Origin of the sequence: Mycobacterium sp. UM_WGJ (assembly GCF_000455125.1) — a bacterium.
Lineage (GTDB): Bacteria > Actinomycetota > Actinomycetes > Mycobacteriales > Mycobacteriaceae > Mycobacterium.
In genome coordinates, this window is the sequence record NZ_AUWR01000022.1 from 69,456 (window position 1) to 93,709 (window position 24,254).

General features: G+C 68.2%; 28 protein-coding genes and 1 tRNA gene. 16 read left to right on the top strand and 13 right to left on the bottom strand.

What is annotated here, in order from left to right; all coding sequences use genetic code 11:
• The first annotated feature begins 114 nt into the window (after positions 1-114).
• Positions 115-669, top strand: a complete 555-nt coding sequence (locus tag N416_RS0108810) for a phage holin family protein (RefSeq protein ID WP_046301111.1) — start codon at positions 115-117, stop codon at positions 667-669.
• Positions 669-1,634, top strand: a complete 966-nt coding sequence (locus tag N416_RS0108815; protein ID WP_024441745.1) for an alpha/beta fold hydrolase — start codon at positions 669-671, stop codon at positions 1,632-1,634. Before N416_RS0108810 ends, N416_RS0108815 begins: the two co-directional genes overlap by 1 nt.
• A gap of 1 nt (position 1,635) precedes the next feature.
• Here the strand turns inward: N416_RS0108815 and marP are convergent, their stop codons facing one another.
• From marP to nth, 4 genes are read right to left on the bottom strand one after another with little or no spacing between them, the layout of a single operon-like run.
• Positions 1,636-2,829, bottom strand: coding sequence for an acid resistance serine protease MarP (marP, locus tag N416_RS0108820; protein ID WP_024441746.1), 1,194 nt, complete (start codon positions 2,827-2,829; stop codon positions 1,636-1,638).
• Positions 2,826-3,635, bottom strand: coding sequence for a CoA pyrophosphatase (locus N416_RS0108825; protein WP_081654509.1), 810 nt, complete (start codon positions 3,633-3,635; stop codon positions 2,826-2,828). The genes marP and N416_RS0108825 overlap by 4 nt, the downstream gene beginning before the upstream one ends.
• Entirely contained in the window at positions 3,635-4,267 is a 633-nt protein-coding gene (locus N416_RS0108830) for a TlpA disulfide reductase family protein (RefSeq protein ID WP_024441748.1), read from the bottom strand. The genes N416_RS0108825 and N416_RS0108830 overlap by 1 nt, the downstream gene beginning before the upstream one ends.
• A 25-nt stretch (positions 4,268-4,292) precedes the next feature.
• Positions 4,293-4,973: an endonuclease III gene (gene nth / locus N416_RS0108835; RefSeq protein ID WP_125078767.1), complete on the bottom strand. Its 681-nt coding sequence runs from the start codon at positions 4,971-4,973 to the stop codon at positions 4,293-4,295.
• 132 nt (positions 4,974-5,105) lie between these two features.
• Here nth and N416_RS23505 point away from each other — a divergent pair, with 132 nt between their 5' ends.
• Both N416_RS23505 and crp read left to right on the top strand, forming a co-directional pair.
• Positions 5,106-5,246: a hypothetical protein gene (locus tag N416_RS23505; RefSeq protein ID WP_164517919.1), complete on the top strand. Its 141-nt coding sequence runs from the start codon at positions 5,106-5,108 to the stop codon at positions 5,244-5,246.
• A gap of 105 nt (positions 5,247-5,351) precedes the next feature.
• Complete coding sequence (crp, locus tag N416_RS0108845; protein ID WP_013830875.1) at positions 5,352-6,026, top strand: cAMP-activated global transcriptional regulator CRP; 675 nt, start codon at positions 5,352-5,354, stop codon at positions 6,024-6,026.
• A 128-nt stretch (positions 6,027-6,154) separates the two neighbouring features.
• On the opposite strand, the gene N416_RS0108850 is transcribed toward crp, so the two are convergent.
• From N416_RS0108850 to N416_RS23195, 3 genes are read right to left on the bottom strand one after another with little or no spacing between them, the layout of a single operon-like run.
• Positions 6,155-6,931 carry an MBL fold metallo-hydrolase gene (locus N416_RS0108850; protein WP_024441750.1) on the bottom strand — a complete coding sequence of 259 codons (777 nt, stop codon included), beginning with the start codon at positions 6,929-6,931 and terminating at the stop codon, positions 6,155-6,157.
• Positions 6,932-6,938: 7 nt separating this feature from the next.
• Positions 6,939-7,406 carry a RidA family protein gene (locus N416_RS0108855; RefSeq protein ID WP_024441751.1) on the bottom strand — a complete coding sequence of 156 codons (468 nt, stop codon included), beginning with the start codon at positions 7,404-7,406 and terminating at the stop codon, positions 6,939-6,941.
• Entirely contained in the window at positions 7,403-7,564 is a 162-nt protein-coding gene (locus N416_RS23195; RefSeq protein WP_105295166.1) for a DUF4177 domain-containing protein, read from the bottom strand. The genes N416_RS0108855 and N416_RS23195 overlap by 4 nt, the downstream gene beginning before the upstream one ends.
• Positions 7,565-7,614: 50 nt before the next feature.
• Here N416_RS23195 and N416_RS0108865 point away from each other — a divergent pair, with 50 nt between their 5' ends.
• Together N416_RS0108865 and N416_RS0108870 are read left to right on the top strand one after the other, a co-directional pair.
• Positions 7,615-8,634, top strand: coding sequence for an ArsA-related P-loop ATPase (locus N416_RS0108865; RefSeq protein WP_036457575.1), 1,020 nt, complete (start codon positions 7,615-7,617; stop codon positions 8,632-8,634).
• Positions 8,631-9,788: an ArsA family ATPase gene (locus N416_RS0108870; RefSeq protein WP_024441753.1), complete on the top strand. Its 1,158-nt coding sequence runs from the start codon at positions 8,631-8,633 to the stop codon at positions 9,786-9,788. The genes N416_RS0108865 and N416_RS0108870 overlap by 4 nt, the downstream gene beginning before the upstream one ends.
• Before the next feature lie 30 nt (positions 9,789-9,818).
• On the opposite strand, the gene N416_RS0108875 is transcribed toward N416_RS0108870, so the two are convergent.
• Complete coding sequence (locus N416_RS0108875) at positions 9,819-10,154, bottom strand: WhiB family transcriptional regulator (RefSeq protein WP_046301107.1); 336 nt, start codon at positions 10,152-10,154, stop codon at positions 9,819-9,821.
• A 393-nt stretch (positions 10,155-10,547) separates the two neighbouring features.
• Here N416_RS0108875 and ponA2 point away from each other — a divergent pair, with 393 nt between their 5' ends.
• Both ponA2 and N416_RS0108890 read left to right on the top strand, forming a co-directional pair.
• Positions 10,548-12,968: a transglycosylase/D,D-transpeptidase PonA2 gene (ponA2, locus tag N416_RS0108885; RefSeq protein WP_024441755.1), complete on the top strand. Its 2,421-nt coding sequence runs from the start codon at positions 10,548-10,550 to the stop codon at positions 12,966-12,968.
• Between the two features lie 38 nt (positions 12,969-13,006).
• Entirely contained in the window at positions 13,007-13,972 is a 966-nt protein-coding gene (locus tag N416_RS0108890; protein WP_024441756.1) for a metallophosphoesterase, read from the top strand.
• A gap of 45 nt (positions 13,973-14,017) precedes the next feature.
• On the opposite strand, the gene N416_RS23200 is transcribed toward N416_RS0108890, so the two are convergent.
• Positions 14,018-14,212 (bottom strand): hypothetical protein, encoded by a 195-nt coding sequence (locus N416_RS23200; protein WP_024441757.1) that lies wholly within the window; start codon positions 14,210-14,212, stop codon positions 14,018-14,020.
• A gap of 244 nt (positions 14,213-14,456) precedes the next feature.
• Between N416_RS23200 and N416_RS0108900 the strand changes: the two genes are divergently transcribed.
• Positions 14,457-14,530: transfer RNA gene (locus N416_RS0108900), tRNA-Pro, on the top strand.
• A gap of 123 nt (positions 14,531-14,653) precedes the next feature.
• Here the strand turns inward: N416_RS0108900 and N416_RS0108905 are convergent.
• Both N416_RS0108905 and N416_RS0108910 read right to left on the bottom strand, forming a co-directional pair.
• Entirely contained in the window at positions 14,654-15,463 is an 810-nt protein-coding gene (locus N416_RS0108905; protein ID WP_024441758.1) for an SDR family NAD(P)-dependent oxidoreductase, read from the bottom strand.
• On the bottom strand, positions 15,460-16,140 hold the full coding sequence (locus tag N416_RS0108910; RefSeq protein ID WP_024441759.1) for a hypothetical protein: 681 nt from the start codon (positions 16,138-16,140) through the stop codon (positions 15,460-15,462). The genes N416_RS0108905 and N416_RS0108910 overlap by 4 nt, the downstream gene beginning before the upstream one ends.
• A 215-nt stretch (positions 16,141-16,355) precedes the next feature.
• Here N416_RS0108910 and N416_RS0108915 point away from each other — a divergent pair, with 215 nt between their 5' ends.
• Positions 16,356-16,922 carry a TetR/AcrR family transcriptional regulator gene (locus tag N416_RS0108915; RefSeq protein ID WP_231384063.1) on the top strand — a complete coding sequence of 189 codons (567 nt, stop codon included), beginning with the start codon at positions 16,356-16,358 and terminating at the stop codon, positions 16,920-16,922.
• Positions 16,923-17,027: 105 nt separating this feature from the next.
• Positions 17,028-17,429 (top strand): hypothetical protein, encoded by a 402-nt coding sequence (locus tag N416_RS0108920; protein WP_024441761.1) that lies wholly within the window; start codon positions 17,028-17,030, stop codon positions 17,427-17,429.
• On the opposite strand, the gene N416_RS0108925 is transcribed toward N416_RS0108920, so the two are convergent.
• Positions 17,426-17,890 (bottom strand): GatB/YqeY domain-containing protein, encoded by a 465-nt coding sequence (locus N416_RS0108925; RefSeq protein WP_024441762.1) that lies wholly within the window; start codon positions 17,888-17,890, stop codon positions 17,426-17,428. The two genes, N416_RS0108920 and N416_RS0108925, sit on opposite strands and share 4 nt — an antisense overlap.
• A gap of 25 nt (positions 17,891-17,915) precedes the next feature.
• On the opposite strand from N416_RS0108925, the gene N416_RS0108930 reads away from it, so the two are divergent.
• Genes N416_RS0108930 through N416_RS0108950 form a run of 5 tightly spaced genes read left to right on the top strand, consistent with a single transcriptional unit; the run spans position 17,916 to position 23,205 of the window.
• A complete protein-coding gene (locus tag N416_RS0108930; protein WP_036457578.1) occupies positions 17,916-19,190 on the top strand; it encodes a membrane protein in 1,275 nt (424 codons plus the stop codon).
• A 10-nt stretch (positions 19,191-19,200) separates the two neighbouring features.
• Complete coding sequence (locus N416_RS0108935; protein WP_024441764.1) at positions 19,201-19,809, top strand: DUF4129 domain-containing protein; 609 nt, start codon at positions 19,201-19,203, stop codon at positions 19,807-19,809.
• Positions 19,806-20,915: a DUF4350 domain-containing protein gene (locus N416_RS0108940; RefSeq protein ID WP_024441765.1), complete on the top strand. Its 1,110-nt coding sequence runs from the start codon at positions 19,806-19,808 to the stop codon at positions 20,913-20,915. The genes N416_RS0108935 and N416_RS0108940 overlap by 4 nt, the downstream gene beginning before the upstream one ends.
• Entirely contained in the window at positions 20,912-21,889 is a 978-nt protein-coding gene (locus tag N416_RS0108945) for a MoxR family ATPase (protein ID WP_024441766.1), read from the top strand. The genes N416_RS0108940 and N416_RS0108945 overlap by 4 nt, the downstream gene beginning before the upstream one ends.
• Entirely contained in the window at positions 21,886-23,205 is a 1,320-nt protein-coding gene (locus N416_RS0108950) for a DUF58 domain-containing protein (RefSeq protein WP_024441767.1), read from the top strand. Before N416_RS0108945 ends, N416_RS0108950 begins: the two co-directional genes overlap by 4 nt.
• Before the next feature lie 26 nt (positions 23,206-23,231).
• Here the strand turns inward: N416_RS0108950 and N416_RS0108955 are convergent, their stop codons facing one another.
• Positions 23,232-24,224, bottom strand: a complete 993-nt coding sequence (locus N416_RS0108955; RefSeq protein WP_024441768.1) for a stage II sporulation protein M — start codon at positions 24,222-24,224, stop codon at positions 23,232-23,234.
• Between the last annotated feature and the right edge of the window lie 30 nt (positions 24,225-24,254).

A 24,254-nucleotide genomic window follows, 5' to 3' on the forward strand; every position in this document is an offset into this window, starting at 1 on the left:
GCGGGCCGCCGCCATGGGCCCCGGGATCTGCTGCAGCTTTTCCGGGGTCACTCGTCGGGTCAGCTACCGCATGGCAACATTAAGCCGCGACGACGGCGAACGGGAGGACAGCCAGTGAGCAAGGGCGATCGCAGGAATGCATCACGCGCCGCAGCCAGGGCGGACCGCAACGGCGTGCCCAACACCTTGGCGACCATCCCATTGGCCGACCCGCATGCGCTGCCCGCCGACCCGTCCCTGGGCGACCTCGTCAAGGATGCCACGGCGCAGATGTCGACACTGGTACGTGCGGAGGTCGAACTGGCCCGCGCCGAGATCACTCGGGACGTCAAGAAGGGCCTGACAGGCAGCGTGTTCTTCATCGCGGCCCTGGTGGTGTTGTTCTACTCCACCTTCTTTTTCTTCTTCTTCGTCGCCGAGCTACTCAACATGTGGCTACAGGACTGGGCCGCCTACCTGATCGTGTTCGGGATCATGCTGGTGGTGACCGTGGCCCTGGCGCTGCTCGGCTTCCTGCGGGTGCGCCGGATCCGCGGGCCGCGCCAAACGATCGAATCGGTGCGTGAGACCGCGGAGGCGCTGCGCCCCGATCCGGACCGCCTGCACGGCTCGTCGGCGTCACCGGCGGGCTCGCCCGGCAGGCCGACCACCGATCCCTCGGGCTGGTAGTGCCGCCACCGGATCCGTCGATCACCCGCATCGACGGGCCGTGGCGACACTGGGACATCCACGCCAACGGCATTCGGTTCCATGTCGTCGAGGCGACAACGGTCGGCAAAGACGCGGCCAGCGCCGCTGACGCCCCGCCGACGTCGCGGCCGCTGGTGATGCTGCTGCACGGTTTCGGCTCGTTCTGGTGGACCTGGCGTCATCAGCTGCGCGGGCTGAGCGATGCGCGGGTCGTCGCCGTCGATCTGCGTGGCTACGGTGGCAGCGACAAGCCTCCCCGCGGCTACGACGGCTGGACGCTTGCCGGCGACACCGCCGGGCTGATCCGGGCCCTGGGACACTCCTCGGCTACCCTGGTCGGCCACGCCGACGGAGGCCTGGTGTGCTGGGCGACCGCGCTGCTGCACCCCCGCTTGGTGCGCGACATCGCCGTCATCAGCTCGCCGCATCCGGCGGCGCTGCGCAACTCGGCGCTGACCCACGCCGATCAGGGCCGGGCGCTGTTGCCGTGGTTGCTGCGGTACCAGGTGCCGTTCTGGCCGGAACGCTCCTTGACCCGCCGCGAGGGAGCCGGGCTAGAGCGCTTGGTGCGCAGTAGAGCCGGGGCGAACTGGCAGGCGAGTGCGGATTTCGCCGAGACCATCAGTCACCTGCGCACCGCGGTACAGATTCCGTCGGCGGCCCATTGCGCGCTGGAGTACCAGCGCTGGGCGGTGCGCAGTCAGCTCCGCGCTGAAGGCCGGCGGTTCATGAAGGCGTTGGACCTGCGCACGCTGAACATTCCGCTGCTGCACCTACGCGGCGAGGACGACCCCTACGTGCTGGCCGACCCGGTCGACAAGACCCGGCGGTACGCGCCGCACGGGCAGTATGTGTCGGTGCCCGGCGCAGGGCATTTCGCTCACGAAGAGTCACCCGAGGTGGTCAACGACCACCTGAGGCAATTCTTGAGCGGCAGAGACTAACTCACTCTCCCCCGACGCAGGTCTGCGTCGAGACCGGCTGGGTGTCGCCGATGCGGGCGAGCTGACCCGCCACCTCTTCAGCGGTCATCACGAAACCGGTGTCAGCGTCGTCGACCGCCGCACCGAACACCACGCCGATCACCCGCCCGTCCATGTCGATCATGGGGCCACCGGAATTACCTTGCTGCACAGTGCCTCTGATGGTGTAAACCCGGCGGGTGACGGTGGTGTTGCGATAGATGTCGGGGCCCTCAAGGTTGATGACGTCGCGGATACGGGCCGGGGTGGCCTCGAAGACCCCGCCGCCGGGGTAGCCCAGGACCAGTGCATCGGTGTCGGCCTGCGCTGGCGACGGGGCGAACGGCAACGGCGGCAACGGCAGATCGGGCACCGCCAGGATGGAGATGTCTTCCTTGGGGTCGAAGGAGATCACCGTGGCGTCATACGATTTGGTGCCGCTCTCCACGGTGACGCTGTCCGAGCCGGCCACCACGTGCGCGTTCGTCATCACCCGATTGGGCGAGATGACGAATCCGGTGCCTTCCAAGACTTTCTGGCAGTTGGGCGCCACACCGCGGATCCGCAGCACGCTCGGCGCAGTGGCTTCCACCACAGGACTGGCGGCCAGTTCCGGGTCGGGGGCATCCACCGCGGCGATCGGGGCGTGACTGAAGGGCTCCAGTACGGCCGGCAGCCCGGAGTCGTCGAGCACCGCCGAGAGCCGGCGAGGCACGTTCTTGAGCCACTGCGGCGCGACGTCGTCGACCTGACGCAACACTCGCGAATCGTTGACGGCGGCGGCCAGGCTCGGCTGATCGGATGCGGTCAGTGGGGTGGCCAGCAGCCAGGCCGCGATCAGCACCACCCCGAGCTGCAGCACCACCCCGACGATGGAGTCGACGCCGCGGACACCGGGGTTGCGGATCGCTCCGCGCACCGCCCGGCCCAGCACGACTCCGGCGACCTCGCCGATGACCACCATGGCCAAGATCAGAAACAGCGCGGCGAACAGTTTCAGCCGCGCACCGGAGACGCTCTCGATCAGGTGCGGGGCCAGCAGCACCCCGGCCATCGCCCCCAACGCAACACCGACGAAGGACAGCAGGGAGCCCAGCGCGCCGGAACGCCAGCCAGACACTGCGGCAACGAAGGCGATCGCCAGCACGGCGATGTCCAGCCACTGCGACGACGTCATATCCCTGTCATCCCCGTTCCACCAGGTTCTTCTCCAACCAAAGCCATGGCCTCGTTCAACCCGAGTACCTCGCTGGTGTCCCAGGGCTGTGCCCAACCGGCCACATCCAGCATCGCCGAGATCACCTGGGCGGTGAATCCCCAGACCAGCATCTGGTTGAGCCGGAAAGCCGGCATAGCCCAACGCCGACTGCGCGCATCACGGTAAACCATCAACCGGTTCTCGGGGTTGATGAATGCCCGGACTGGAACGCGGGCCACGATCGCGGTCTCGCCCGGGTCCACCGCAGTCACCGGTCCGGGATCCTCGGAGTAGGCCAAAACCGGCACCACGTGGAACCCCGAGGGGGCGATGAAGACCTTGTCCAGCGTGACCAACGGGTGCACCCGGACCGGGTCGATCCCGGTCTCCTCGTTGGCCTCCCGCAACGCGGTGGCAATCGGCCCGTCGTCGTCGGGATCGACCGCTCCGCCCGGAAATGCGGCCTGGCCGGCGTGATGACGCAGCGTCGAGGCGCGCACCGTGACCAGCAGGTCAGCGGCTTCCGATATCGCTTCCGGCGGGCCGCCAGGCGGGCCGGAGAACAGCACCAGTACGGCCGCCTCGCGCCGGCGTCCGGTGACGCTGGCCTTGGCGTTGGCCGCCATGATCATCGCGCGGACATCGGCGGGCAGCCGGTGCAGGTATGCCGTCGGCAACTTCTCGACGTTGTCGACGAGCGGGCGCAACCACGACGGGGCACAGGCCTGGGACTCGCCAGCGCTCACCGCGCCTCCCTTGCGTGCCGGATCCTGATCACCCCACATCAGCGGCCGCTGTTCTCGACGGCGGCGGCGATCTCTTCGGCATTGGCGAAGGGCTGCGGCAGGATGCGCGCAACGCTACCGTCCGCGGCCAGCACCACCGTCGCGGGCATCACATTGGGCACCCGTAACGCCGCCGCCAGCTGCCGTCGGCCGTCTTGCAGGGTGGGCAGCCGCACGCCCAGCTCGGCCAGCAGGGCCAATCCGGCGGCTTGGTTGTCGTCTTGATGCACCGTCACCACTGTCACGGTCGGCCCGGCCCGGCGCTGGTATTCGGCGAACGCCCGCAGTTCGTCTCGGCACGGCCCACACCAGTACGCCCACAGATTGAGCACCACCTTCCGGCCGGCGAACATCGCCGCCACGTCGACGGGCGAACCGTCAGCTGCGCACTCGACGGTGACCCCGCGCAGGGCGCTCGGCCCGCTGTCGCCCGGGCCCGCCTGGCAGGGTGGCAGGTCGGCGCGCTGGCGCAGCGCGGCCAGGTCCGCTGCAGCGCCGGCCGCGGACCCGCTGCGGCCCGGCTCCGTGGCGGCCGGTTCGCGGCGCAGTTCGGTCACCAGCCCGGCGAGCAGTGCGGCCACCACCACCAATACGGCTAGGCCGGTCAGCGTCCATCCGCTCGGTCGGCTCATCGTCGCAATCTGATCCAGGGATCCGCTACAACCCGGCCAGGGCCAGCAGATGCTCGGTCTCGGGGCCCTTGACCAGCGCAGCAGCCTCCATCGGGGAGGTAGGCCCGATGCCGAATGACGGGCAGTCCTTGGCCAGCACGCACACCCCGCAGGCCGGCTTGCGGGAGTGACAGACCCGCCGGCCGTGGAAGATCACCCGGTGGCTGAGCAAGGTCCATTCCTTGCGTTCGATGAGCTCCCCGACCGCGTGCTCGACTTTGACCGGGTCTTCCTCGCTGGTCCAGGCCCAGCGTCGCACCAGGCGGCCGAAGTGGGTGTCGACCGTGATGCCCGGCACCCCGAACGCGTTGCCGAGGATCACGTTGGCGGTCTTGCGGCCCACCCCGGGCAGGCGCACCAGCTCGTCCATGGTGTCGGGCAGTTCGCCGTCGAAGCGTTCCACCAGGGCCTGGCCAAGGTTGATCAGCGAAGCCGCCTTGTTGCGGTAGAAGCCGGTGGGCCGAATCAGCTCCTCCAGCTCCGCGCGATCGGCCTGGGCGTAGGCCAGCGCGGTGGGATAGCGGGCGAACAACACCGGCGTCGTCAGGTTCACCCGCACGTCGGTGCATTGCGCCGACAGCACGGTGGCGACGGCCAACTCCAGGGGCGTGGTGAAGTCCAACTCGCAGTGGGCGTCGGGAAAGGCCTGGGCCAGAGTCCGATTCATCCGACGTGCCCGCCGGACCAGTCCGGTCCGGGTTTCGGTCCGCGCCGGGCGCGAGGCTTTGTCCACTGTCACCTCCGACAGGGTACTAATCTGTGACCCCAACGAGACCTTGCCCATGTTTACTGACGACTTGTGTCCTGGTTGCTGATCACCGCGATCCCGACGCTGCTGATGCTGTCGGCGGTCGGGCTGGAACGCATCGAAACCGGGCTGAGCCGGGAACAGAAGGCGAATCCCCGGTTTCCTCCGAATCGGCATGCCAATCGTGCGTAGCGTTGTAACCTCGCTTGACGCCTGGCTCTAGACTCAGGTGGCTGGCCGGGTAGCGGCCCGCGCTTACCGCTTTAAAACCTTCATCAAAAACATCTAAGGGGCATCGTGGACGAGATCCTGGCGAGGGCCGGAATCTTCCAGGGAGTTGAGCCCAGCGCGGTAGCCGCGCTGACCAAGCAGCTTCAGCCCGTGGATTTTCCGCGTGGACACACCGTGTTCGCCGAGGGAGAGCCCGGCGACAGGCTGTACATCATCGTCTCCGGGAAAGTGAAGATCGGCCGACGGTCGCCCGACGGCCGGGAGAACCTCCTGACCATCATGGGCCCCTCGGACATGTTCGGTGAGTTGTCGATCTTCGACCCGGGTCCCCGGACCTCGAGCGCGACCACCATCACCGAAGTGCGCGCGGTCTCGATGGACCGTGACGCCCTGCGGTCGTGGATCTCTGATCGGCCCGAGATCGCCGAGCAGCTGCTGCGGGTGTTGGCCCGCCGGCTGCGCCGCACCAACAACAACCTGGCCGACCTGATCTTCACCGACGTGCCCGGTCGGGTCGCCAAGCAGCTGCTGCAGCTGGCGCAACGGTTCGGCACCCAGGAAGGTGGGGCCCTGCGGGTCACCCACGACCTGACTCAGGAAGAGATCGCCCAGCTGGTCGGGGCCTCGCGCGAGACGGTGAACAAGGCGCTGGCCGACTTCGCCCACCGCGGCTGGATCCGGCTCGAGGGCAAAAGCGTGCTGATCTCCGACTCCGAGCGGCTGGCCCGCCGAGCGCGGTAGTCACTCGGCCAAAGCCCCTCGCTCGACCAAAGCCCCTCGCCGAGCCTGTAGTTAGCGCGGAAAAGTACGAGTAGCCGCCGCGCTAACTACAGGCTCGCGAGCGGGAGGTGCCCCCAGCCTCGCGCGGGTCAGCCCCGCAGGTAGTTCAGCTGGGCCTGCACCGACCATTCGGCGGCGCCCCACAGCTCTTCGTCGACGTCGGTGTAGACGTATTCGACGACTTGGCGGGCCGTGGCGTCCTCACCCAACGCGGCCAGCGCGGAGCGCACCTGGTCGAGCCGTTGTTCGCGGTGAGCCAGATAGCCGTCGGCCACCGCTTCGATGTTCGGCAGCTCCGGTCCGTGCCCGGGCAGCACCATGCGTCCGCCCAGCCCGCGCAGGCGCCGCAGCGAATCCAGGTAGCGCGTCAGGTCGCCGTCCTCGGAGTCGATGACGGTGGTGCCGCGACCCAGCACGGTGTCGGCGGTCAAGACGGCGTCGTCGAGCACGAACGACAGCGAGTCAGCGGTGTGGCCCGGAGTGGCGAACACGGTGATACGCAGGCCTGCGGCGTCGATCACCTGACCGTCGATCAGCCCGCCGCCGAGCCGCCGCTGAAATCCGCTACCCGCGGAGTACACCGGTGCCCCGACGGCGTCCACCAGCTTGTCGATGCCGTCGGTGTGATCGAAGTGCCGGTGGCTGATCAGCACCAGGGCGATCCGGCCGACCTCGGCCAGCCGGCCGAGGTGCTCGTCGTCATCGGGCCCCGGGTCGACGATCACCACCTCGTCGCTGCCGCGGCCACGCAGCACCCAGGTGTTGGTGCCGTCCAGCGTCATCAGCCCAGGGTTGTCGGCCAGCAGCACCGACGCGGTCTCGGTGACCGGCCGCAGCCGACCGTACGCGGGATGACTGGCCGACACCGCCCGGCTACTCCGCCGCGGCCTTCAGCTCGATGATCAGTTCGACCTCCACCGGTGCATCCAGCGGCAACTCGGCCACCCCGACCGCGGAGCGGGCGTGCTGGCCGCAATCGCCGAACACCTCACCCAACAGTTCGGAGGCCCCGTTGACCACACCGGGCTGCCCGTTGAAGTTCGGCGCCGACGCGACGAACCCGACCACCTTGACCACCCGGGCCACGGCATCGAGGCCGACCAGGGCATCCACCGCGGCCAGCGCGTTGAGCGCGCAGATCCGGGCCAGCGCGCGCCCCTCCTCCGGGCTGACCTGCGCGCCCACCTTGCCGGTGCGCGGCAATTCGCCGGCCTGCATCGGCAACTGACCCGAGGTGTAGACGACGTTGCCGGTGCGCACCGCTGGCACGTAGGCCGCCAGCGGCGCCACCACGTCGGGCAGCTCGATCCCGAGTTCGGTCAGCCGTGCCCGCCAGCTCATCGCGGGCGTTTCAGGAAGGCGATGAGCTGCTCACCGGAGGGCCCGGGCAGCACCGAGACCAGCTCCCAGCCGTCTTCTCCCCATTGGTCGAGGATCTGCTTGGTGGCGTGCGTGATCAAGGGGACGGTGGCGTACTCCCAGACCGTGCGTTGACTCATGGCAGCGAGCTTATCGCTAGGACGCTCAAGCACTTGGTTAGCATGCAGTAGTGACAGCCACATCCAGCAGCGAGCCGCTTCTCGGCTGGCCTTCGCGATTGACGAAGGCCCGGCTGCATTTCGTGACCGGCAAGGGCGGTACCGGCAAGACGACGGTGGCGGCCGCGCTCGCGCTATCGCTCGCGGCCGGCGGACGCCGAGTCCTTCTAGTGGAAGTCGAAGAACGCCAAGGCATTGCGCAAATCTTCGATGTGCCTCCGCTGCCCATCGCCCCGCTCAAGGTCGCGACCGCCGAGGGCGGCGGGCAGGTCGATGCGCTGGCGATGGACATCGAGGCCGCGTTCCTGGAATACCTCGACTTGTTCTACAACCTGGGGATCGCCGGGCGGGCGATGCGGCGCGTCGGGGCGGTCGAGTTCGCCACCACCATCGCGCCCGGTCTGCGAGACGTCATCCTCACCGGCAAGATCAAGTACCACGTGATCCAGACCGACAAGAACAACAAGCCGGTCTACGACGCGATTGTGGTGGATGCGCCGCCGACCGGGCGGATCGCGCGGTTCCTCGACGTCACCAAGGCGGTGTCGCAGCTGGCCAAGGGCGGCCCGGTGCACTCGCAGGCCGACGGCGTGGTGAAGCTGCTGCACTCCGACCAGACCGCGATCCATCTGGTGACGCTGCTGGAGGCCCTGCCGATGCAGGAGACCCTGGAGGCCATCGACGAGCTGCGCGAGCTGGACCTGCCGATCGGCAGCGTGATCGTCAACCGCGACATCGCCGTTCATCTGGATCCCGCCGACCTGGCGAAGGCGGCCGAAGGTGTCGTCGACGCGGACGCGGTCCGAAGCGGGCTGGCCGCGGCGGGGATCACGCTGTCCGACGAGAACTTCGCCGGTCTGCTGACCGAAACCATCCAGCACGCCACTCGCATCAGTGCCCGGACGGAAACGGCCGATCAGCTGCAGCAGTTGGATGTGCCGCGGCTGCACCTGCCGACGATCGCCGACGGGGTCGACCTCGGCAGCCTCTATGAACTTTCCGAAATTCTCGGCCAACAGGGGGTTCGATGACACCCGATACGACCGGCAAACCGCTGGCACTGGACTTGGCGGCGATCCTGGCCGATACCGCCAATCGGGTGGTGGTGTGCTGCGGCGCCGGCGGTGTGGGCAAGACCACCACCGCGGCGTCGATGGCGCTGCGGGCCGCCGAATACGGCCGCACCGTGGTGGTGCTGACCATCGACCCCGCCCGTCGGCTGGCACAGGCGCTGGGCATCGACGACTTGGGCAACCACCCACAGCGGGTGCCACTGCCCGCGGAGGTGCCAGGTGAGCTGCACGCGATGATGCTCGACATGCGTCGCACCTTCGACGAGATGGTGACGCAGTACTCCGGCCCGGAGCGGGCCGAGGCGATCCTGGGCAACCAGTTCTACCAAACGGTAGCGACCTCGCTCTCCGGCACGCAGGAGTACATGGCGATGGAGAAGCTCGGCCAGCTGCTCGCCGAGGACCGCTGGGATCTGGTGGTCGTGGACACCCCTCCGTCGCGCAATGCCTTGGACTTCCTGGACGCGCCGAAACGGCTGGGCAGCTTCATGGACAGCCGGCTGTGGAAGTTGCTGCTGGGCCCGGGGCGGGGCATCGGCAAGCTGGTCGCCGGCGCGCTCGGCCTGGCGATGAAGGCCCTTTCGACGGTGCTGGGTTCGCAAATGCTTTCCGATGCAGCGAATTTCGTGCAGTCCCTCGATGCCACTTTCGGCGGTTTCCGGGAGAAGGCCGACCGCACCTATGACCTGCTCAAACGCCGCGGCACCCAGTTCGTGGTGGTGTCGGCAGCCGAACCCGACGCGTTGCGCGAGGCGTCGTTCTTCGTCGACCGGCTCTCCCAAGAGCACATGCCGCTGGCGGGGCTGATTCTCAACCGCACCCATCCGATGTTGTGCGACCTGCCGATCGAGCGCGCCATCGACGCGATCGAGACGCTGCAGGAGCCCCAGATCGGTGCGTCGCTGCCCGACGGGGCGAAGGCACTCACCACCGCGGCGCTACAGATTCACGCCGAACGCGGTGCTACCGCAAAGCGTGAGATCCGGCTGCTCTCGCGTTTCACCCGGGCCAACCCGCGGGTTCCCATCGTGGGGGTGCCGTCATTGCCGTTCGACGTCTCCGATCTGGAGGCGCTCGGCGCGATCGCCGATCAGCTGACGGCGAAAAAGTAGAAGAAGACGCGAAGAAGGCTCAGCCGGGCATCAGCCGGCGTCACGCTGCTTACGCTGCGCGACGAAGTACTCGCGCCAGGAGGTCACTTCGGGGTGCTGCTTGAGCAGCGCCCGGCGTTGCCGCTCTGTCATGCCGCCCCAGACACCGAACTCGACCCGGTTGTCGAGGGCGTCGGCCAGACACTCGAGCACGACCGGGCAGTGCCGACAGATCACTGCGGCTTTGCGTTGCGCCGCACCGCGTACGAAGAGTTCATCGGGGTCCGCACCGCGGCAGACGGCCTTGGAAACCCAGGCGATTCGACTCTCGTCCTGCACGCCGCGCAAGACGGTTCGGGGGGGTTGGGATGCTGAAGCCATTGGCATGCTGGTGTTGTGAACCGCTGTCCCTGCAACAGACACTGACGATCCTCCGTCCCGGCCGCCGCCGGCAGCCACCTATTCAACATCGGCGTCGACCGACACACTGCGATCTGCGCCACATCGTGTCATCAGTGTTACCTGAATCGCACTTGATGTCCAAGTTAGGTGGTCAGGTGCTGTCTGCGCAACAGGTTGGTCGGCACATTTTTGGGACGACCGTGCCGTCCGATCATGATCTGAGCCGCGATCAGCGACGCGACCCGGCACGGACCGCCATTTTTTAACACGTGCGTCAATTGAAGCAGTGCGGGGTTCCCCGACGGCGGGGCGGGCCGATGGCGACGGCCCGCTTCGCCCGGCTCCGCCGCGCTTGCGACCACCGCTAGTGTGTTAGCCATGTCGGAGCGCCCCCCGACCGGCCCTACTGTGCTCAAACTGGCCGGGTGTTGTCTGCTCGCCGCCGTCTTGCTCGCGGCGCTGCTGTTTCCCGTCGCCGGCGGTGTCGGCCTGATGTCCAACCGCGCCTCCGACGTGGTGGCCAACGGATCGGCCCAGCTGGTCAGCGGTGATGTGCCCGCGGTGTCGACGATGGTCGACGCCAAGGGCAACACGATCGCGTGGTTGTACTCGCAGCGCCGGTTCGAGGTGCCCAGCGACAAGATCGCCGACACGATGAAGCTGGCGATCGTCTCCATCGAAGACAAGCGGTTCGCCGAACACAGTGGGGTGGACTGGAAGGGCACGCTGACCGGTCTGGCCGGCTACGCCTCCGGGGACATCGACACCCGCGGCGGTTCGACGCTGGAGCAGCAGTACATCAAGAACTACCAGCTGCTGGTGCTGGCCCAGACCGATGCCGAGAAGCGCGCTGCGATCGAGACCACCCCGGCGCGCAAGCTCCGGGAAATCCGGATGGCGCTCACCCTGGACCGGACCTTCACCAAGCCGCAGCTGCTGACCCGCTACCTCAACCTGGTGTCGTTCGGGAACAACTCGTTCGGCGTCCAAGACGCGGCCCAGACCTACTTCGGCGTGGATGCGGTGGACCTGAACTGGCAGCAGTCGGCCCTGTTGGCCGGCATGGTGCAGTCGACCAGCACGCTGAACCCCTACACCAATCCCGAGGGCGCACTGGCACGACGGAACCTGGTGCTGGACACCATGATCGAAAACATCCCCGGCGAGGCCGACGCGCTGCGCGCGGCCAAGCAGGAGCCGCTGGGCATCCTGCCGCAGCCCAATGAGCTGCCCCGGGGCTGCATCGCGGCGGGCGACCGGGCCTTCTTCTGCGACTACGTGCAGGAGTACCTGACGCGGGCGGGGATCAGCAAGGAGCAAGTGGCCCGCGGCGGCTACGTCATCCACACCACGCTGGACCCAGACGTGCAGGCCCCGATCAAGCAGGCGATCGACAACTTCGCCAACCCCAACGTGCAGGGCATCGCCAGCGTGATGAGCGTGATCAAGCCCGGCAGTGACGCACACCCGGTGCTGGCCATGGCCAGCAACCGCACCTACGGGCTCAACGCCGACCTCGGCGAGACCATGCGGCCGCAACCGTTCTCACTGGTCGGCGACGGCGCCGGGTCGATCTTCAAGACATTCACCGTGGCCGCGGCTCTCGAGATGGGCATGGGCATCAGCGCCGATCTCGAAGTGCCCGGCCGGTTCCAGACCAAGGGCATGGGCAGCGGCGGCGCCAAGGGCTGCCCCAAAGAGACCTGGTGCGTGGTCAACGTCGCGCCTTACCGGTCGCCGATGAACGTCTCCACCGCGCTGGCCACCTCGCCCAACACCGCGTTCGCGAAGCTGATCTCCCAGGTCGGCGTCGGCCGCACGGTGGACATGGCGATCAAGCTGGGCCTGCGTTCCTACGCCGACCCGGGCACGGCCCGCGACTACGACCCGGACAGCAACGAGAGCCTGGCCGACTTCGTCAAACGCCAGAACCTGGGCTCATTCACCCTGGGCCCGATCGAGGTCAACGCGCTGGAGTTGTCCAACGTTGCCGCCACCTTGGCCTCCGGTGGGGTCTGGTGCCCGCCGAACCCGATCGACAAGGTCTTCGACCGCAACGGCAACGAGGTGGCTGTGACCACCGAGACCTGTGAGCGAGTGGTTCCCGAAGGGCTCGCGAACACGCTGGCCAACGCCTTGAGCAAGGATATCCAGGGCGGCGGGACCGCGGCACCGGCCGCCGGTTCGGTGGGCTGGGATCTGCCGATGGCCGGCAAGACCGGCACCACCGAGGCCCACCGCTCGTCGGGCTTTCTGGGCTTCACCAACCGCTACGCTGCGGCCAACTACATCTTCGACGATTCCAGCTCGCCGTCGGATCTGTGTTCCTTCCCGCTGCGGCACTGCGGGGACGGGGACCTCTACGGCGGCAACGAGCCGGCCCGCACCTGGTTCGCGGCGATGAAGCCGATCGCCACCGACTTCGGCGATGTCATCATGCCGCCGACCGAGCCGCGGTACGTCGACGGCGGCCCCAATTCCCGGGTGCCCAGCGTTGTGGGCCTGGAAGTGGATGCCGCGCGCCTGCGCCTCAAGGAATCCGGATTCCAGGTCGCCGACCAGCCGAACTGGGTCAACAGCAGCGCCCGTTCCGGGGCGGTCGTCGGCACCTCACCGAACGGTCAGACCATTCCCGGCTCGATCGTCACCATCGAGGTCAGCAACGGCATCCCGCCGCCACCGCCACCGCCGCCGGACGGTCTGCCGCCGATCGGGCCGGTGGGTTCGACGGTGGTGGAGATTCCCGGGTTGCCGCCGATCACCATTCCGCTGCTGCCGCCCCCCGCGCCGCCGCCTTAACCGCGGTAGCGCGCGCTGGGCGCAGTAGTCTGAACGCCATGGCCCCTTCACCTGCCCTGACCCGGTCCGTGGTCGCCGCTTCGGCGGCGCTCGGGCCGGCGGCTCTCGCTATCGGCTACGGCGCGCTCATCGAACGCAATGCGTTCGTGGTGCGAGAGGCGACGATGCCGGTGCTGGCTCCCGGATCTTCACCGCTGCGGGTGCTGCATATCAGCGACATCCACATGCGCCCCGGGCAGCGCCGCAAGCAGGCCTGGTTGCGGGAGCTGGTGCGCCTGGAGCCCGACCTGGTGGTCAACACCGGCGACAATCTCGCCCACCCGAAGGCGGTCCCGGCGGTGGTGCAGGCCCTCGGTGACCTGCTGTCGGTGCCGGGCGTGTTCGTGTTCGGCAGCAACGACTACTTCGGTCCGCGGCTGAAGAACCCGGCGAAGTACCTGACCAAGCCGACACATCGCATCCACGGCGTCCCGTTGCCCTGGCAGGACCTGCGGGCGGCCTTCACCGAGCGGGGTTGGCTGGATCTGACCCACAACCGTCGTGAATTCGACGTGGCCGGCCATCGGATTGCCGCAGCCGGCGTCGACGACCCGCACATCGAGCGGGACCGCTATGACACCATCTCCGGTCCGGCCGACCTGACCGCCGATCTGCGCCTGGGGCTGACCCATTCGCCGGAGCCACGCGTGCTGGACCGGTTCGCCGCCGACGGCTATCAGCTGGTGATGGCCGGCCACACCCACGGCGGCCAGCTGTGCGTGCCGTTCTACGGCGCACTGGTGACCAACTGCGGGCTGGATCGCTCCCGGGTCAAGGGGCCCTCGCAGTGGGGTGCGCACATGCGCCTGCACGTCTCAGCGGGGATCGGCACCTCACCGTTCGCGCCGGTGCGGTTCGCCTGCCGCCCCGAAGCCAGCCTGCTGACCCTGGTGGCGGCGCCCACCGGCGGTGACGACTCGCAGCTCACCCGCGGCTCGACCGAGCCCTCCGTGTCGGCCCGTTGACTGGGCGGATCGTCGAAGCCGAGCGGATCGCCGCCGGCACCTGAATTACGACGAAGACTGGCCGGCGCAGCAAGGGCTGGACCCGACAGGTCCGGCCGCAGTCTTGGCCGCGTTCGAGAGGTCCTGCCGGTTCGCGTTCGCCTGAGCCCGCTCTTCGGCTGCGTCGGGGTTGGTGGCGGCAAGCCACACCGCAGCCAGAGCGAAGAAACCGGCGTACACCGCTCCGCCTAACAGCGTCATGATCTGACTCCCTTTGCACTAAACCTTGTTAGTCAGTCTGCCTAAGCCCGCCTATGTTTGCGAGCTCCACACGCCGCAATGTGGGGCGTTTCATGCTCCGGGAGGCTAGTGAGCTGGACCTCGATATCGGTTTCGCGGAGACTGGCACGCGCGGCGAAGCCGGACGTAGCCGGTCCCTGCCGGGCCTGCAACCAGGCGTTTGGGTGACCGGCGGCGCGGTGCGATACGCTGTCGTGGCTTCACACGGGGTGTGGCGCAGCTTGGTAGCGTGCTTCGTTCGGGACGAAGAGGTCGTGGGTTCGAATCCCGCCACCCCGACAGTGTGATGTCGCAAGACATCGGAATAGCTCTGAACCTGCATTAGGTTCGGGGCTTTTTCCGTTTTGGCCCGGGTGGGACTCCGCGGTTCCCGAACGAGGGTCGGGGACCGCGGAGCCGCCATCATCCGTCAATCCGGTCCAGATAGCTTCGGCGTTTGCCTTCGTCGAAGTGCCCGGGGGGCTCGTTGCGCGTGGCGAGCCGCTTCATTTTCTGCATGAGCGGTTCGGGCGTGATGTCTTCGATAAGGCCGAACGGCGACAACCACCGGGGCACCGTCACCTCTCGCCCGGGCCGGCGGGCGCTGTCGACGATTGCCGCCGCGATCTGCTCCGGCTGCCGAGTGGGCAACAGGCTCAGGTTCACTCCCGCTGTCAGCTCGGTATGGACCGCGGTGGGCATGATCGTGGTGATCGTCACTCGGGTGTCCGCGATCTCGGCACGGACGGCTCGCGACAGCGCTGCCACCGCATACTTCGTCGCACAGTAGACCGACATGCCCGGAGTCGTCACCTTGGCCGCCATGGACGACACGTTCACGATGTGGCCGTGGTTGCGGGCCACCATGTCGGGCAGAAATTCGTGCATGCCATTGATGACCCCGCCCAGATTCACGGCCATTTCCCGGTGATAGGCGGAGAGTTTCTGATCGACAAACCGGCCCATGTGTTGGATTCCCGCGTTGTTGACCAGCATGTCCACCGGGCCGTCCGCGGCAGCCGAACGGTGGAATGCCGCGACACTGGCCTCGTCGGTCACGTCCAAGTGGGTCGATTTGGCACCGAGCTCGTGAGCCGTGCGGGCGGCTTCGTCGGCGTCCAGGTCGCCGATCCACACCGTGGCGCCCCGCCGCCGCAGAGCCGCCGCGGTGGCTCGCCCGATGCCGCGGGCACCCCCGGTCACACAGACCACGGCACCGTCGAGTTCGATCATCGATTCGGCCCTTCCTCGGTGAACTGCCGCAATCCGAAGTAGGCGATAAGACGAATCTCTCCGCTGTGCATCGTCAGCAGCGCGCGTCCGAGATACAGGCCCGGGACGAGCTCAACCACTTCGTCGCGGGTCCGTTTGATGGGGAAGGTGCGCACGCTGGGATTGCGGTATTCGGCGGGACTGTAGTCCAAAGCACGAACCTTGATGGAAGGCGCGATCGCGGCGGTGTCGATCCGATGATTGAATTCGAAACCCACCATCTCGGATCCGGCTCGACGAAGCCCTCCGTAGAGCGGCGCGATGACGCGCATCGCGTACTTGGCCAGTGGCGCAAGCCTGTTGAAACCGGTCTCGGCGTCGAAAGTCTTACCGCGCCACGTCGGGTTGATCTTCAACAAGGGGTTGGCCAGGTACGCCTCGGGAATCCCGAACAGGTTCCCGACGATCAGGCCTTCCAGCGCGCCCCGAATCTCCTCGGGAGCGTGTCCGCGCTCAAACAGGGCCGCAAGTTGGTCACGCCGACCGACCTTCCCGAGTTCCTGCAGGTAGCTCCAGCCCTGTTGCCGCGCCAGAACCGGCGCGCTGAGCGATAGAGCCCGAAGGTCGTTGAGCACAGATGCGCTGGCCCGCTCCTGAGCTTGGTTATCGGCGCGGGAATTAGGGGCCGAAGTTGTCATGAGTCCTCCCGATCGGTTCATCTGGTACGAAATCGTGCCTATTAACTGGTACGAGACCGTGCCAGAATTCTCGGGTGGTGTCAACGGGCAATCAACTGGGTTCGGTCAGCGGGTGCGACGATCTAGTGGTGCCCGAGACACCACAGCGCGCCTATGGGGGGCAGTCCGCTGAGACGCGTCGACAACTTCGGCGAACACGGCTCTTGGAAGCCGCTATGGACGCCATGGCGCGCAATGAATGGCGTAGCGCAACAGTCGATAAGCTTTGTGCCGCAGCGAATCTGAACAAAAGATACTTTTATGAGAGCTTTAGGGACCTGGACGGTCTGTCCGCTGCGGTGGTGGACGATATCGCCGAGGACGTCCGCGCTGCGACCGTCGCCGCTGCGGAAGCCGTCGGACCGGAGTCGCTGGAAACCCAAGCTCTTGCCGGGGTCGCCGCTGCCGTGCGCTCCCTTGTCGATGATCCTCGCCGTGCGCGAGTCCTTCTGGGCGGCGTCGCGGCCTCGCCGGAATTAGACGCCCACCGCACGCTGGTGATGCACCGCCTCACCGAAGTTCTGATCGACCACGGACGCAAGGTGCACGGCGTCGAACTCGAAGTCGATCCGCTGGCCAAGGTCGCGCCTGCGTTCATCGTCGGTGGCACGGCCGACGCGATCCTGGACTTCGTCAACGGGGAGGTCGACTTGTCTCTCGACGATTTCATCGCACAACTGGCCACCCTCTGGCTCATCACCGGCAGCGGCGCAGCCCAGTTCGCGCGGGCACGAGTGCCCTAGCATTCAGCACCCGCCGACCGCAGTCCTGTCGCCGGTTGGACCGGCCTTACCCGTCGTTTCCTCAATCGGGTCCACCGGCCGCCTCGGCCGTAGACAATGGCTCCCGTGGACTTCCCGATGCGCTACGACCGGTGGTATCGACCGCTGGCCACCGTGTTGGGCCTGGGTCCCGGGCGGGCGAGCATCCGGGTTGCCGACGGGCTGCTGCAGATCCGCAGCGGATGGGCGTTCGCCATGGACATCGCGGTGAACAACATCGAATCCGCCTGTCCGGCCCCGGAACGCATGTGGGGCTGGGGCGTGCACCAGGCCTGTAATGGCTGGCTGGTCAACGGATCCCGGCACGGAATGGTCCAGATAAAGCTGGTCCACGGCGTCAAGCCCAGCAAAGCGCCGACGGCCGGACTGTTCAACAAACCCGTCCGCAGCCTCTATGTCAGCGTCACCGACCCCGACGGCTTCATCGCCGCGCTGACGGGCTGGCAGTTGCCGGCAACCGGTTCCTAGAGCCGTTCCCGGACCGCGGCCGACAACCGCGAACCATCGGCCTTACCCGCGGCGATCGCGGTGGCGGCCTTCATCACCTGGCCCATGTGCTTCATGTGCGGACGCTCCCCGATCGCCTCGGCGACCTGCGCCAGCGCGGTGTCGACGACGTCGGCCAGTTCGGCGTCGCTGAGCGGCGCGGGAAGGTACTCGGCGATGATCCGAGCCTCGGCGTGCTCTTCGGCGGCGAGGTCACCCCGGCCGTTCTGGGTGTAGATCGTCGCGGACTCCGCCCGCTTGCGGGCTTCGCGCGCCAGCACCTTCAGGACATCCTCGTCGGTCAGTTCCCGGGCCTGTTTGCCGGCGACCTCTTCGGCCTGGATCGCAGCCAACAACATTCGCAGGGTCGCCGTGCGCAGCTTGTCCTGCGCCTTCATCGCCGCCGTCAGATCGGTACGCAACTGGGATTTGAGTTCCGCCATGCCCCATAACGCTACGCTCAGCCACATGGTGAATCCGCCTCCGCCCGGCTACCCTGGACCTGGTTTTCCGCCTCCCGGCTACGGCCCGCCACTGGGCTATGGCCCGCCGCCTCCGGGCTACGGCCCCCCGCCCGGTTATGGACCCCCGCCGCCGGGCTACGGTGCCCCGCCTCCGGGTTACGGTCCCCCACCCGGCTACGGAGCACCGCCGCCGGGTTACGGTCCCCCGCCCTCGGGTTACGGTCCTCCGCCCTCGGGTTACGGTCCCCCGCCCGGCCATGGCCCGCCGCCGGGATACGGCGCCCCGGTGGGCTATCCGCAGCCTGAACTCAAGCCCGGCATCATTCCGCTGCGCCCACTGAGCCTCACCGACATCTACAACGGCGCCGTCGGCTACATCCGGGCCAACCCCAAGACCGTGCTCGGGCTGACCGCCGTGGTCGTGGTGGCCACCCAGATCATCAGCGGGATCGCCCTGTTCGGCCTGCTGTCGGCGCTCGGCCCGTCGGGTCCGGGGAGATCGCCGTCGGAGCTCTCCGGCGGTGACGTGGCGGCATGGCTGACCGGTTCTGTCGGCGCGGCAATCGTGACCGCCCTGGGCACCATCGTGTTGACCGGCCTGCTGACTGTGGTGGTCGGGCGCGCGGTGTTCGGATCGCCGATCAGCATCGCCGAAGCCTGGGCGATCGTGCGTGATCGCTTCGGTCCACTGATCGGCCTGACCGCCCTGATCGGCCTGGCCGCGGCGGTGCTGTGTGGCTTCGCGGCGGCCCTGATCGCCATTGCCGGCGGAGCGGGCGGCACCGGCGCCGCGGTGTTGATCGCCGTGCCGCTCGTACCGGCACTGATCGCAGCATTGGCCTACGGCTACACCGTGCTGGTCTTCGCGCCGACCGTGATCGTGCTGGAGCGCCAACCCGTGTTCGAGGCGATGCGCCGCTCGTTCTACTTGGTGCGCAACAGTTTCTGGCGAGTGCTGGGCATCATGGCGCTGACCGCATTGATCGTCGCCCTGATCAGCAGCGCAGTGGCGTTTCCCTTCAACATCTTCGGGATGATCGTCACCCATGGCAGCGACGCCCTGACCGGCGGTGCGCAGTTGAGCCTGTTCTCCCGGATCGGCACCACGATCGGGGAGATCATCGTGCTGCCCTTCAGCGCCGGGGTGTCGGTACTGCTCTACACCGACCGCCGCATCCGGGGCGAGGCCTTCGACCTGGTGCTGCGAACCGGCGCCACCGGCGGACCGTACGTCGGCGGGTGGACCGACAACCTCTGGCTGACCCGGCCCCCGGGGTAAGGATCCTCGGGTGCCCACCGTCGACGTCGACCGCGAAGCCGCCCGCGAGGCGGCCGAACGCGAGCTGGCAAAACCGATGTACCCGCGGCCCTCGCCCAAGCAGCAGTTCCTGGACTTCATCGAGACGCTGGTACGCCGGTTGGTGCTCAAGGGTGCCGAGTTGCCCGGCGGCTGGTTCACCATCAGCGTGTTGCTGATCATCCTCGCGGCAGCCGTGGTGGCCGCCGTCCACGTCAGCCGCCGCATGTTGCACGACGGCCACCGCGGCGATCCGTTGTACGGCGCAACACAACTCAGCGCCGCCGGACACCGCGCGGCCGCGCAACAGCATGCCGCAGCGGGAGACTGGGTCGAAGCGATCCGGCACCGCCTGCGGGCCGTAGCTCGCGCACTCGAGGAGAACGGGGTCCTGCGTCCCGCCACGGGCCGTACCGCCACCGAACTTGCCCGCGATGCCGGTGCGGCGATGCCCGCCCTGACCGGTGAGCTGTTCCGGGCCGCCGAAACCTTCAACGACGTCAACTACGGCGAGCTGCCCGCCACCCCGGAGGGATATCGGATCGTCACAGACCTCGACGAGCGGGTGCAGGCCACAACACAGGCCCGGCAGCACCGATGACGACCAGGCGACGGACATGGCTGTGGGTCGCGACGGCCTTGGCCGTGATCGTGGCGGTTTCGGCGGTGGGCGCCTACCTGACCACACCGCGGCCGGGCGGCCGAATGGATCCCAATGCCACCGGGCCCGAGGGCGCGCACGCGCTGGTGACACTGCTGCGTCACCGCGGGGTCGAGGTCATTGCGGCCGCAACCGTCGAGGACGTCGCACGGCAAGCACGTCCCGACACGTTGGTTCTGGTGGCTCAGACCCCGCGCATCGCCGGCAGTGAGCTGATGAACCGGCTGGCCGATCTGCCCGGCGACCTGCTGCTGGTGGCACCGGATGCGCTGGCCCGCAAGGCGCTCGCGCCCGGCATCCGGTCCGGCCCCGCACGGGCGTACACCCACCAACCCGGTTGCAGCCTGCGTGAAACGCAACGGGCCGGAGCAGTCGACCTGCGCACAACTGCTACCTACGTTGCAAACAAAGGCTATTCGCTGGACAGCTGCTACGACGGCGCCCTGGTGCGCTATCGCGACGGCAAGCGGACCATCACCGTGATCGGCAGCGACACATTCATGACCAACGCCGACCTGGCCCGGGAAGGCAACGCCGCGCTGGCAATGAATCTTGCCGGCACCTCAGATCGCCTGATCTGGTATGCGCCCCAACACGTTCAAGGAGCAAAGTCGAGGAAAGCCGCGATCGCCGGCCTCATCCCGCAGAACCTGCGATGGCTGTTCTGGCAACTGTGTGTGGCACTGGCCCTGGCCGCCGTCTGGAAGGGCCGCCGGCTAGGCCCCCTGGTCGCCGAACAGTTGCCCGTCGTCGTCCGCGCATCGGAGACCGTGGAGGGACTCGGCCGGCTCTACCGCGCGCATCGGGCGCGTGATCGGGCAGCCACCGCCCTGCGCACCGCGACCCTGCGCCGACTGGCTCCACGGCTGGGATTAGGCCCGGAACCGGAGCCGCCCGCGGTGGTCGCGGCAGTGTCGACACGCATCGCGGCACACCCGGACGGGTTGTGGCACTTACTGTTCGGTCCGCTCCCGGATTCCGACGATGCCCTGGTCGCCCTGGCCCACGCACTCGACGACATCGAAAGGCAGGTCACCCTCTCGTGACGCACACTCCCGAAGAGAATCCGGCTGCTGCCGCAGCCCGCGACGCATTGCTGGCGTTGCGCAGCGAAGTCGCCAAGGTAGTGGTCGGCCAGGACGCTGTGGTCAGCGGCCTGGTGATCGCACTGTTGTGCCGCGGCCATGTGCTGCTCGAAGGTGTTCCGGGCGTGGCGAAAACACTGCTGGTCCGAACCCTGAGCGCCGCGTTGCGGTTGGACTTCAAACGGGTCCAGTTCACCCCCGACCTGATGCCCGGGGATATCACCGGCTCGCTGGTCTACGACAGCCACACCGCGGAGTTCGCGTTCCGGCCCGGACCGGTTTTCACCAACCTGCTGCTGGCCGACGAGATCAACCGGACGCCGCCCAAGACCCAGGCGGCGCTGCTGGAGGCGATGGAGGAAGGTCAGGTCAGCGTCGACGGCGTGGCCAAGCCGCTGCCCGACCCGTTTATCGTCGCCGCCACCGCCAACCCCATCGAGTACGAGGGCACCTACCGGCTGCCGGAGGCCCAGCTCGACCGATTCCTGCTCAAGTTGACGGTGCCGCTGCCGGTCCGCGAGGCCGAGATCGGCATCTTGGCTCGGCATGCGCAGGGCTTCGATCCGCACGACCTGTCCGCGGTGGCCCAGGTGGCCGGGGCGCAGGAACTGGCGGCCGGGCGCGCCGCGGTACGTCAGGTGCTGGTGGCCGACCAGGTGCTGGGTTACATCGTCGACGTGGTGGCGGCGACCCGGCACTCACCCGCCCTGCAATTGGGTGTCTCGCCCCGCGGCGCGACCGCCTTGCTGGCCACGTCGCGGTCGTGGGCCTGGCTGTCGGGGCGCAGTTACGTGACGCCCGACGACGTCAAGGCGATGGCCCGCTCCACGTTGCGGCACCGGGTGATGTTGCGCCCGGAGGCCGAACTCGAAGGCACCACCGCCGACGGCGTTCTCGATGCCATCCTGGCCTCGGTTCCGGTGCCGCGCTGGTGATTCTGACCGGTCGCGCCGCGCTGATCGCACTGCTTTGCGCCGTGCCGATCGCGTTGGCCCCGTGGCCGGCGGCCGCTTTCGCGATGCTGCTGGCCGGGCTCACCACGGCAGTGCTGCTCGACGTCGCGTTGACGACAGATCCCGCCACGCTGCAGATCGACCGGTCCATGGACAACGCGGTAAGGCTCGGCCAGACGATCCCGACCACGTTGTGGATAGTCAACGGCGATAGTCCATTCCGCGGTCAGCTACGTGACGCCTGGTCGCCCAGTGCCTGCGCCACACCGCGCTCGCATCCGCTGGAGCTGGCGGCCGGCCAGCTCTCCCGAGTGGTCACCGAGCTACGGCCGACCCGCCGCGGCGACCAGCAGGCCGCCCGGGTCACGGTGCGCTCGATCGGGCCGCTGGGGCTGGCCGGGCGGCAGCGGTCTCGGCAGGTGCCGGGGCAGGTGCGGGTGCTTCCGCCCTTCTTATCCCGCCGGCATCTGCCGGCCCGGCTGGCCCGGCTCCGCGAGATCGACGGCAATCTTCCGGTGCTGGTGCGCGGCCAGGGCAGCGAATTCGACTCGCTGCGCGAGTACGTTGCCGGCGACGACGTGCGCTCGATCGACTGGCGGGCCACCGCCCGGCGCTCGGAGGTGGTGGTGCGCACCTGGCGGCCCGAGCGTGACCGGCGGGTCGTCATCGTGCTCGACACCGGCCGGACCGCTGCCGGCCGGATCGGGGTGGACCCCACCGCCCGCGATCCCGCGGGCTGGCCGCGGCTGGACTGGTCGATGGATGCCGCACTGTTGCTGGCGGCGTTGGCATTACGCGCCGGCGATCACGTCGATCTGCTCGCCCACGATCAGGTGCCCCGGGCCGGGGTGTTCGGGGCGTCGAGGACCCGGCTGTTCGCTCAGTTGGTCGACGCGATGGCACCGCTGCAGCCGGCGCTGGTCGAATCCGATGCCGCGGCGATGCTGGCCACCTTGTCCCGACGTGCGCGCCGCGGCAACCTCGTTGTGCTGTTGACCGATCTCAACCCCTCTGCCCTGGAGGAGGGGTTGCTGCCGGTGTTGCCGAATCTGACCGCGGCCCACCAGGTGATCCTCGCGGCGGTCGCCGATCCGCGAGTGGAGCGGCTGGCTCGGGGACGCGGCGACGCGGCCGCGGTCTATGACGCCGGCGCTGCTGAGCGGGCGCGCAATGACCGCCGCGCGATGGCAGCCCGATTGCGTCACAGCGGCGTGCAGGTCATCGACGCCCCACCCGAGGATCTGGCCCCGGCGCTGGCCGATGCCTACCTGGCGATGAAAGCCGCCGGGCGGCTGTGATCGCGGTCGCGCGCAGCACCGGGTAGCTAGCCGGTGGGGACCACGTCGGGGGCATCGGCGACGTCCCCGGTCTCGCCGGCGGCCACGGCCTTGCGACCGAAGTACACCACGTAGACCAGAAATGCCGCCTCCACCGCGGTCCCGATGCCGATTCGCAGCCAGGTCGGCAGTGGCGACGGAGTCACCACCGCCTCGAGCAGCCCGGCCACCGCGAACACCACGACCAACCCCACGGCGACCGCGACGACGGCCCGGCCCTGTTCGGCGAGCGCCTGTGTGCGGGGCCGATCACCCGGGGCGATCACCGTCCAGCCCAGGCGCATCCCCACCGCGCCGGCCAAGAACACCGCCGTCAGCTCCAGCAGCCCGTGCGGGGCAAGCAGTCCCAGCATGAAACCGCCCCGGCCGGCATGGAACATCAGCCCGAGCCCCAAGCCGAGGTTGGCCGCGTTGGCGAACAGCAGCGCCGGGATCGGCAGGCCCAGCAACACCGAGAAGGCAATGGCGCGGGCGGCCACCCAGGCGTTGTTCACCCAGACCTGCAGCGCAAAGGACCCGGCCGGGTGGTCGCTGTAGTAGGCGGCGAAGTCGTGGTTGACCAGCCGGTCGATCTCCGCGGGGGTGCCGATCACCGCCTGCACGTCGGGGTTGCCGGCCACCCAGCAGGCGATGACCGCCGACACCGCCAGGAACACCGCGGCGGTGCTCAGCCACCACCGCCAAGCACGGTAGGCGACCACCGGAAACGACACCGTCACGAACCGGACGAATTCCGAGGCCAACGGCGCATGCGCACCGGTGACGGCGGCACGCGCCCGTGCCACTAGGGCGGAAAGTCGGCCGATGAGCGCGGCATCCGAGGACGACGAGCGCACCAGCGACAGTTGGGTGGACACCCGCTGATAGAGGTCGACCAGCTCGTCGACCTCAGCGCCGGTGAGCCGGCGCCGGTGCTTGACCAGTGCCTCCAGCCGATCCCAGGCTGGTCGATGGGTCAGCACGAAGGCGTCGACATCCACCCGGCCGAGCCTAGCGAGGACTGCGAGCAC

What these genes read in the sequence shown, in the direction of transcription:
- marP (WP_024441746.1), bottom strand. Translation starts at nt 2,829, where the DNA reads ATGACGTCGTCGCAGTGGCTGGACATCGCCGTGCTGGCGATCGCCTTC.
- N416_RS0108825 (WP_081654509.1), bottom strand. Translation starts at nt 3,635, where the DNA reads ATGTGGGGTGATCAGGATCCGGCACGCAAGGGAGGCGCGGTGAGCGCT.
- N416_RS0108830 (WP_024441748.1), bottom strand. Translation starts at nt 4,267, where the DNA reads ATGAGCCGACCGAGCGGATGGACGCTGACCGGCCTAGCCGTATTGGTG.
- nth (WP_125078767.1), bottom strand. Translation starts at nt 4,973, where the DNA reads ATGAATCGGACTCTGGCCCAGGCCTTTCCCGACGCCCACTGCGAGTTG.
- N416_RS0108855 (WP_024441751.1), bottom strand. Translation starts at nt 7,406, where the DNA reads ATGAGCTGGCGGGCACGGCTGACCGAACTCGGGATCGAGCTGCCCGAC.
- N416_RS23195 (WP_105295166.1), bottom strand. Translation starts at nt 7,564, where the DNA reads ATGAGTCAACGCACGGTCTGGGAGTACGCCACCGTCCCCTTGATCACG.
- N416_RS0108870 (WP_024441753.1), top strand. Translation starts at nt 8,631, where the DNA reads ATGACACCCGATACGACCGGCAAACCGCTGGCACTGGACTTGGCGGCG.
- N416_RS0108875 (WP_046301107.1), bottom strand. Translation starts at nt 10,154, where the DNA reads ATGCCAATGGCTTCAGCATCCCAACCCCCCCGAACCGTCTTGCGCGGC.
- ponA2 (WP_024441755.1), top strand. Translation starts at nt 10,548, where the DNA reads ATGTCGGAGCGCCCCCCGACCGGCCCTACTGTGCTCAAACTGGCCGGG.
- N416_RS0108890 (WP_024441756.1), top strand. Translation starts at nt 13,007, where the DNA reads ATGGCCCCTTCACCTGCCCTGACCCGGTCCGTGGTCGCCGCTTCGGCG.
- N416_RS23200 (WP_024441757.1), bottom strand. Translation starts at nt 14,212, where the DNA reads ATGACGCTGTTAGGCGGAGCGGTGTACGCCGGTTTCTTCGCTCTGGCT.
- N416_RS0108905 (WP_024441758.1), bottom strand. Translation starts at nt 15,463, where the DNA reads ATGATCGAACTCGACGGTGCCGTGGTCTGTGTGACCGGGGGTGCCCGC.
- N416_RS0108910 (WP_024441759.1), bottom strand. Translation starts at nt 16,140, where the DNA reads ATGACAACTTCGGCCCCTAATTCCCGCGCCGATAACCAAGCTCAGGAG.
- N416_RS0108915 (WP_231384063.1), top strand. Translation starts at nt 16,356, where the DNA reads ATGGACGCCATGGCGCGCAATGAATGGCGTAGCGCAACAGTCGATAAG.
- N416_RS0108925 (WP_024441762.1), bottom strand. Translation starts at nt 17,890, where the DNA reads ATGGCGGAACTCAAATCCCAGTTGCGTACCGATCTGACGGCGGCGATG.
- N416_RS0108930 (WP_036457578.1), top strand. Translation starts at nt 17,916, where the DNA reads ATGGTGAATCCGCCTCCGCCCGGCTACCCTGGACCTGGTTTTCCGCCT.
- N416_RS0108940 (WP_024441765.1), top strand. Translation starts at nt 19,806, where the DNA reads ATGACGACCAGGCGACGGACATGGCTGTGGGTCGCGACGGCCTTGGCC.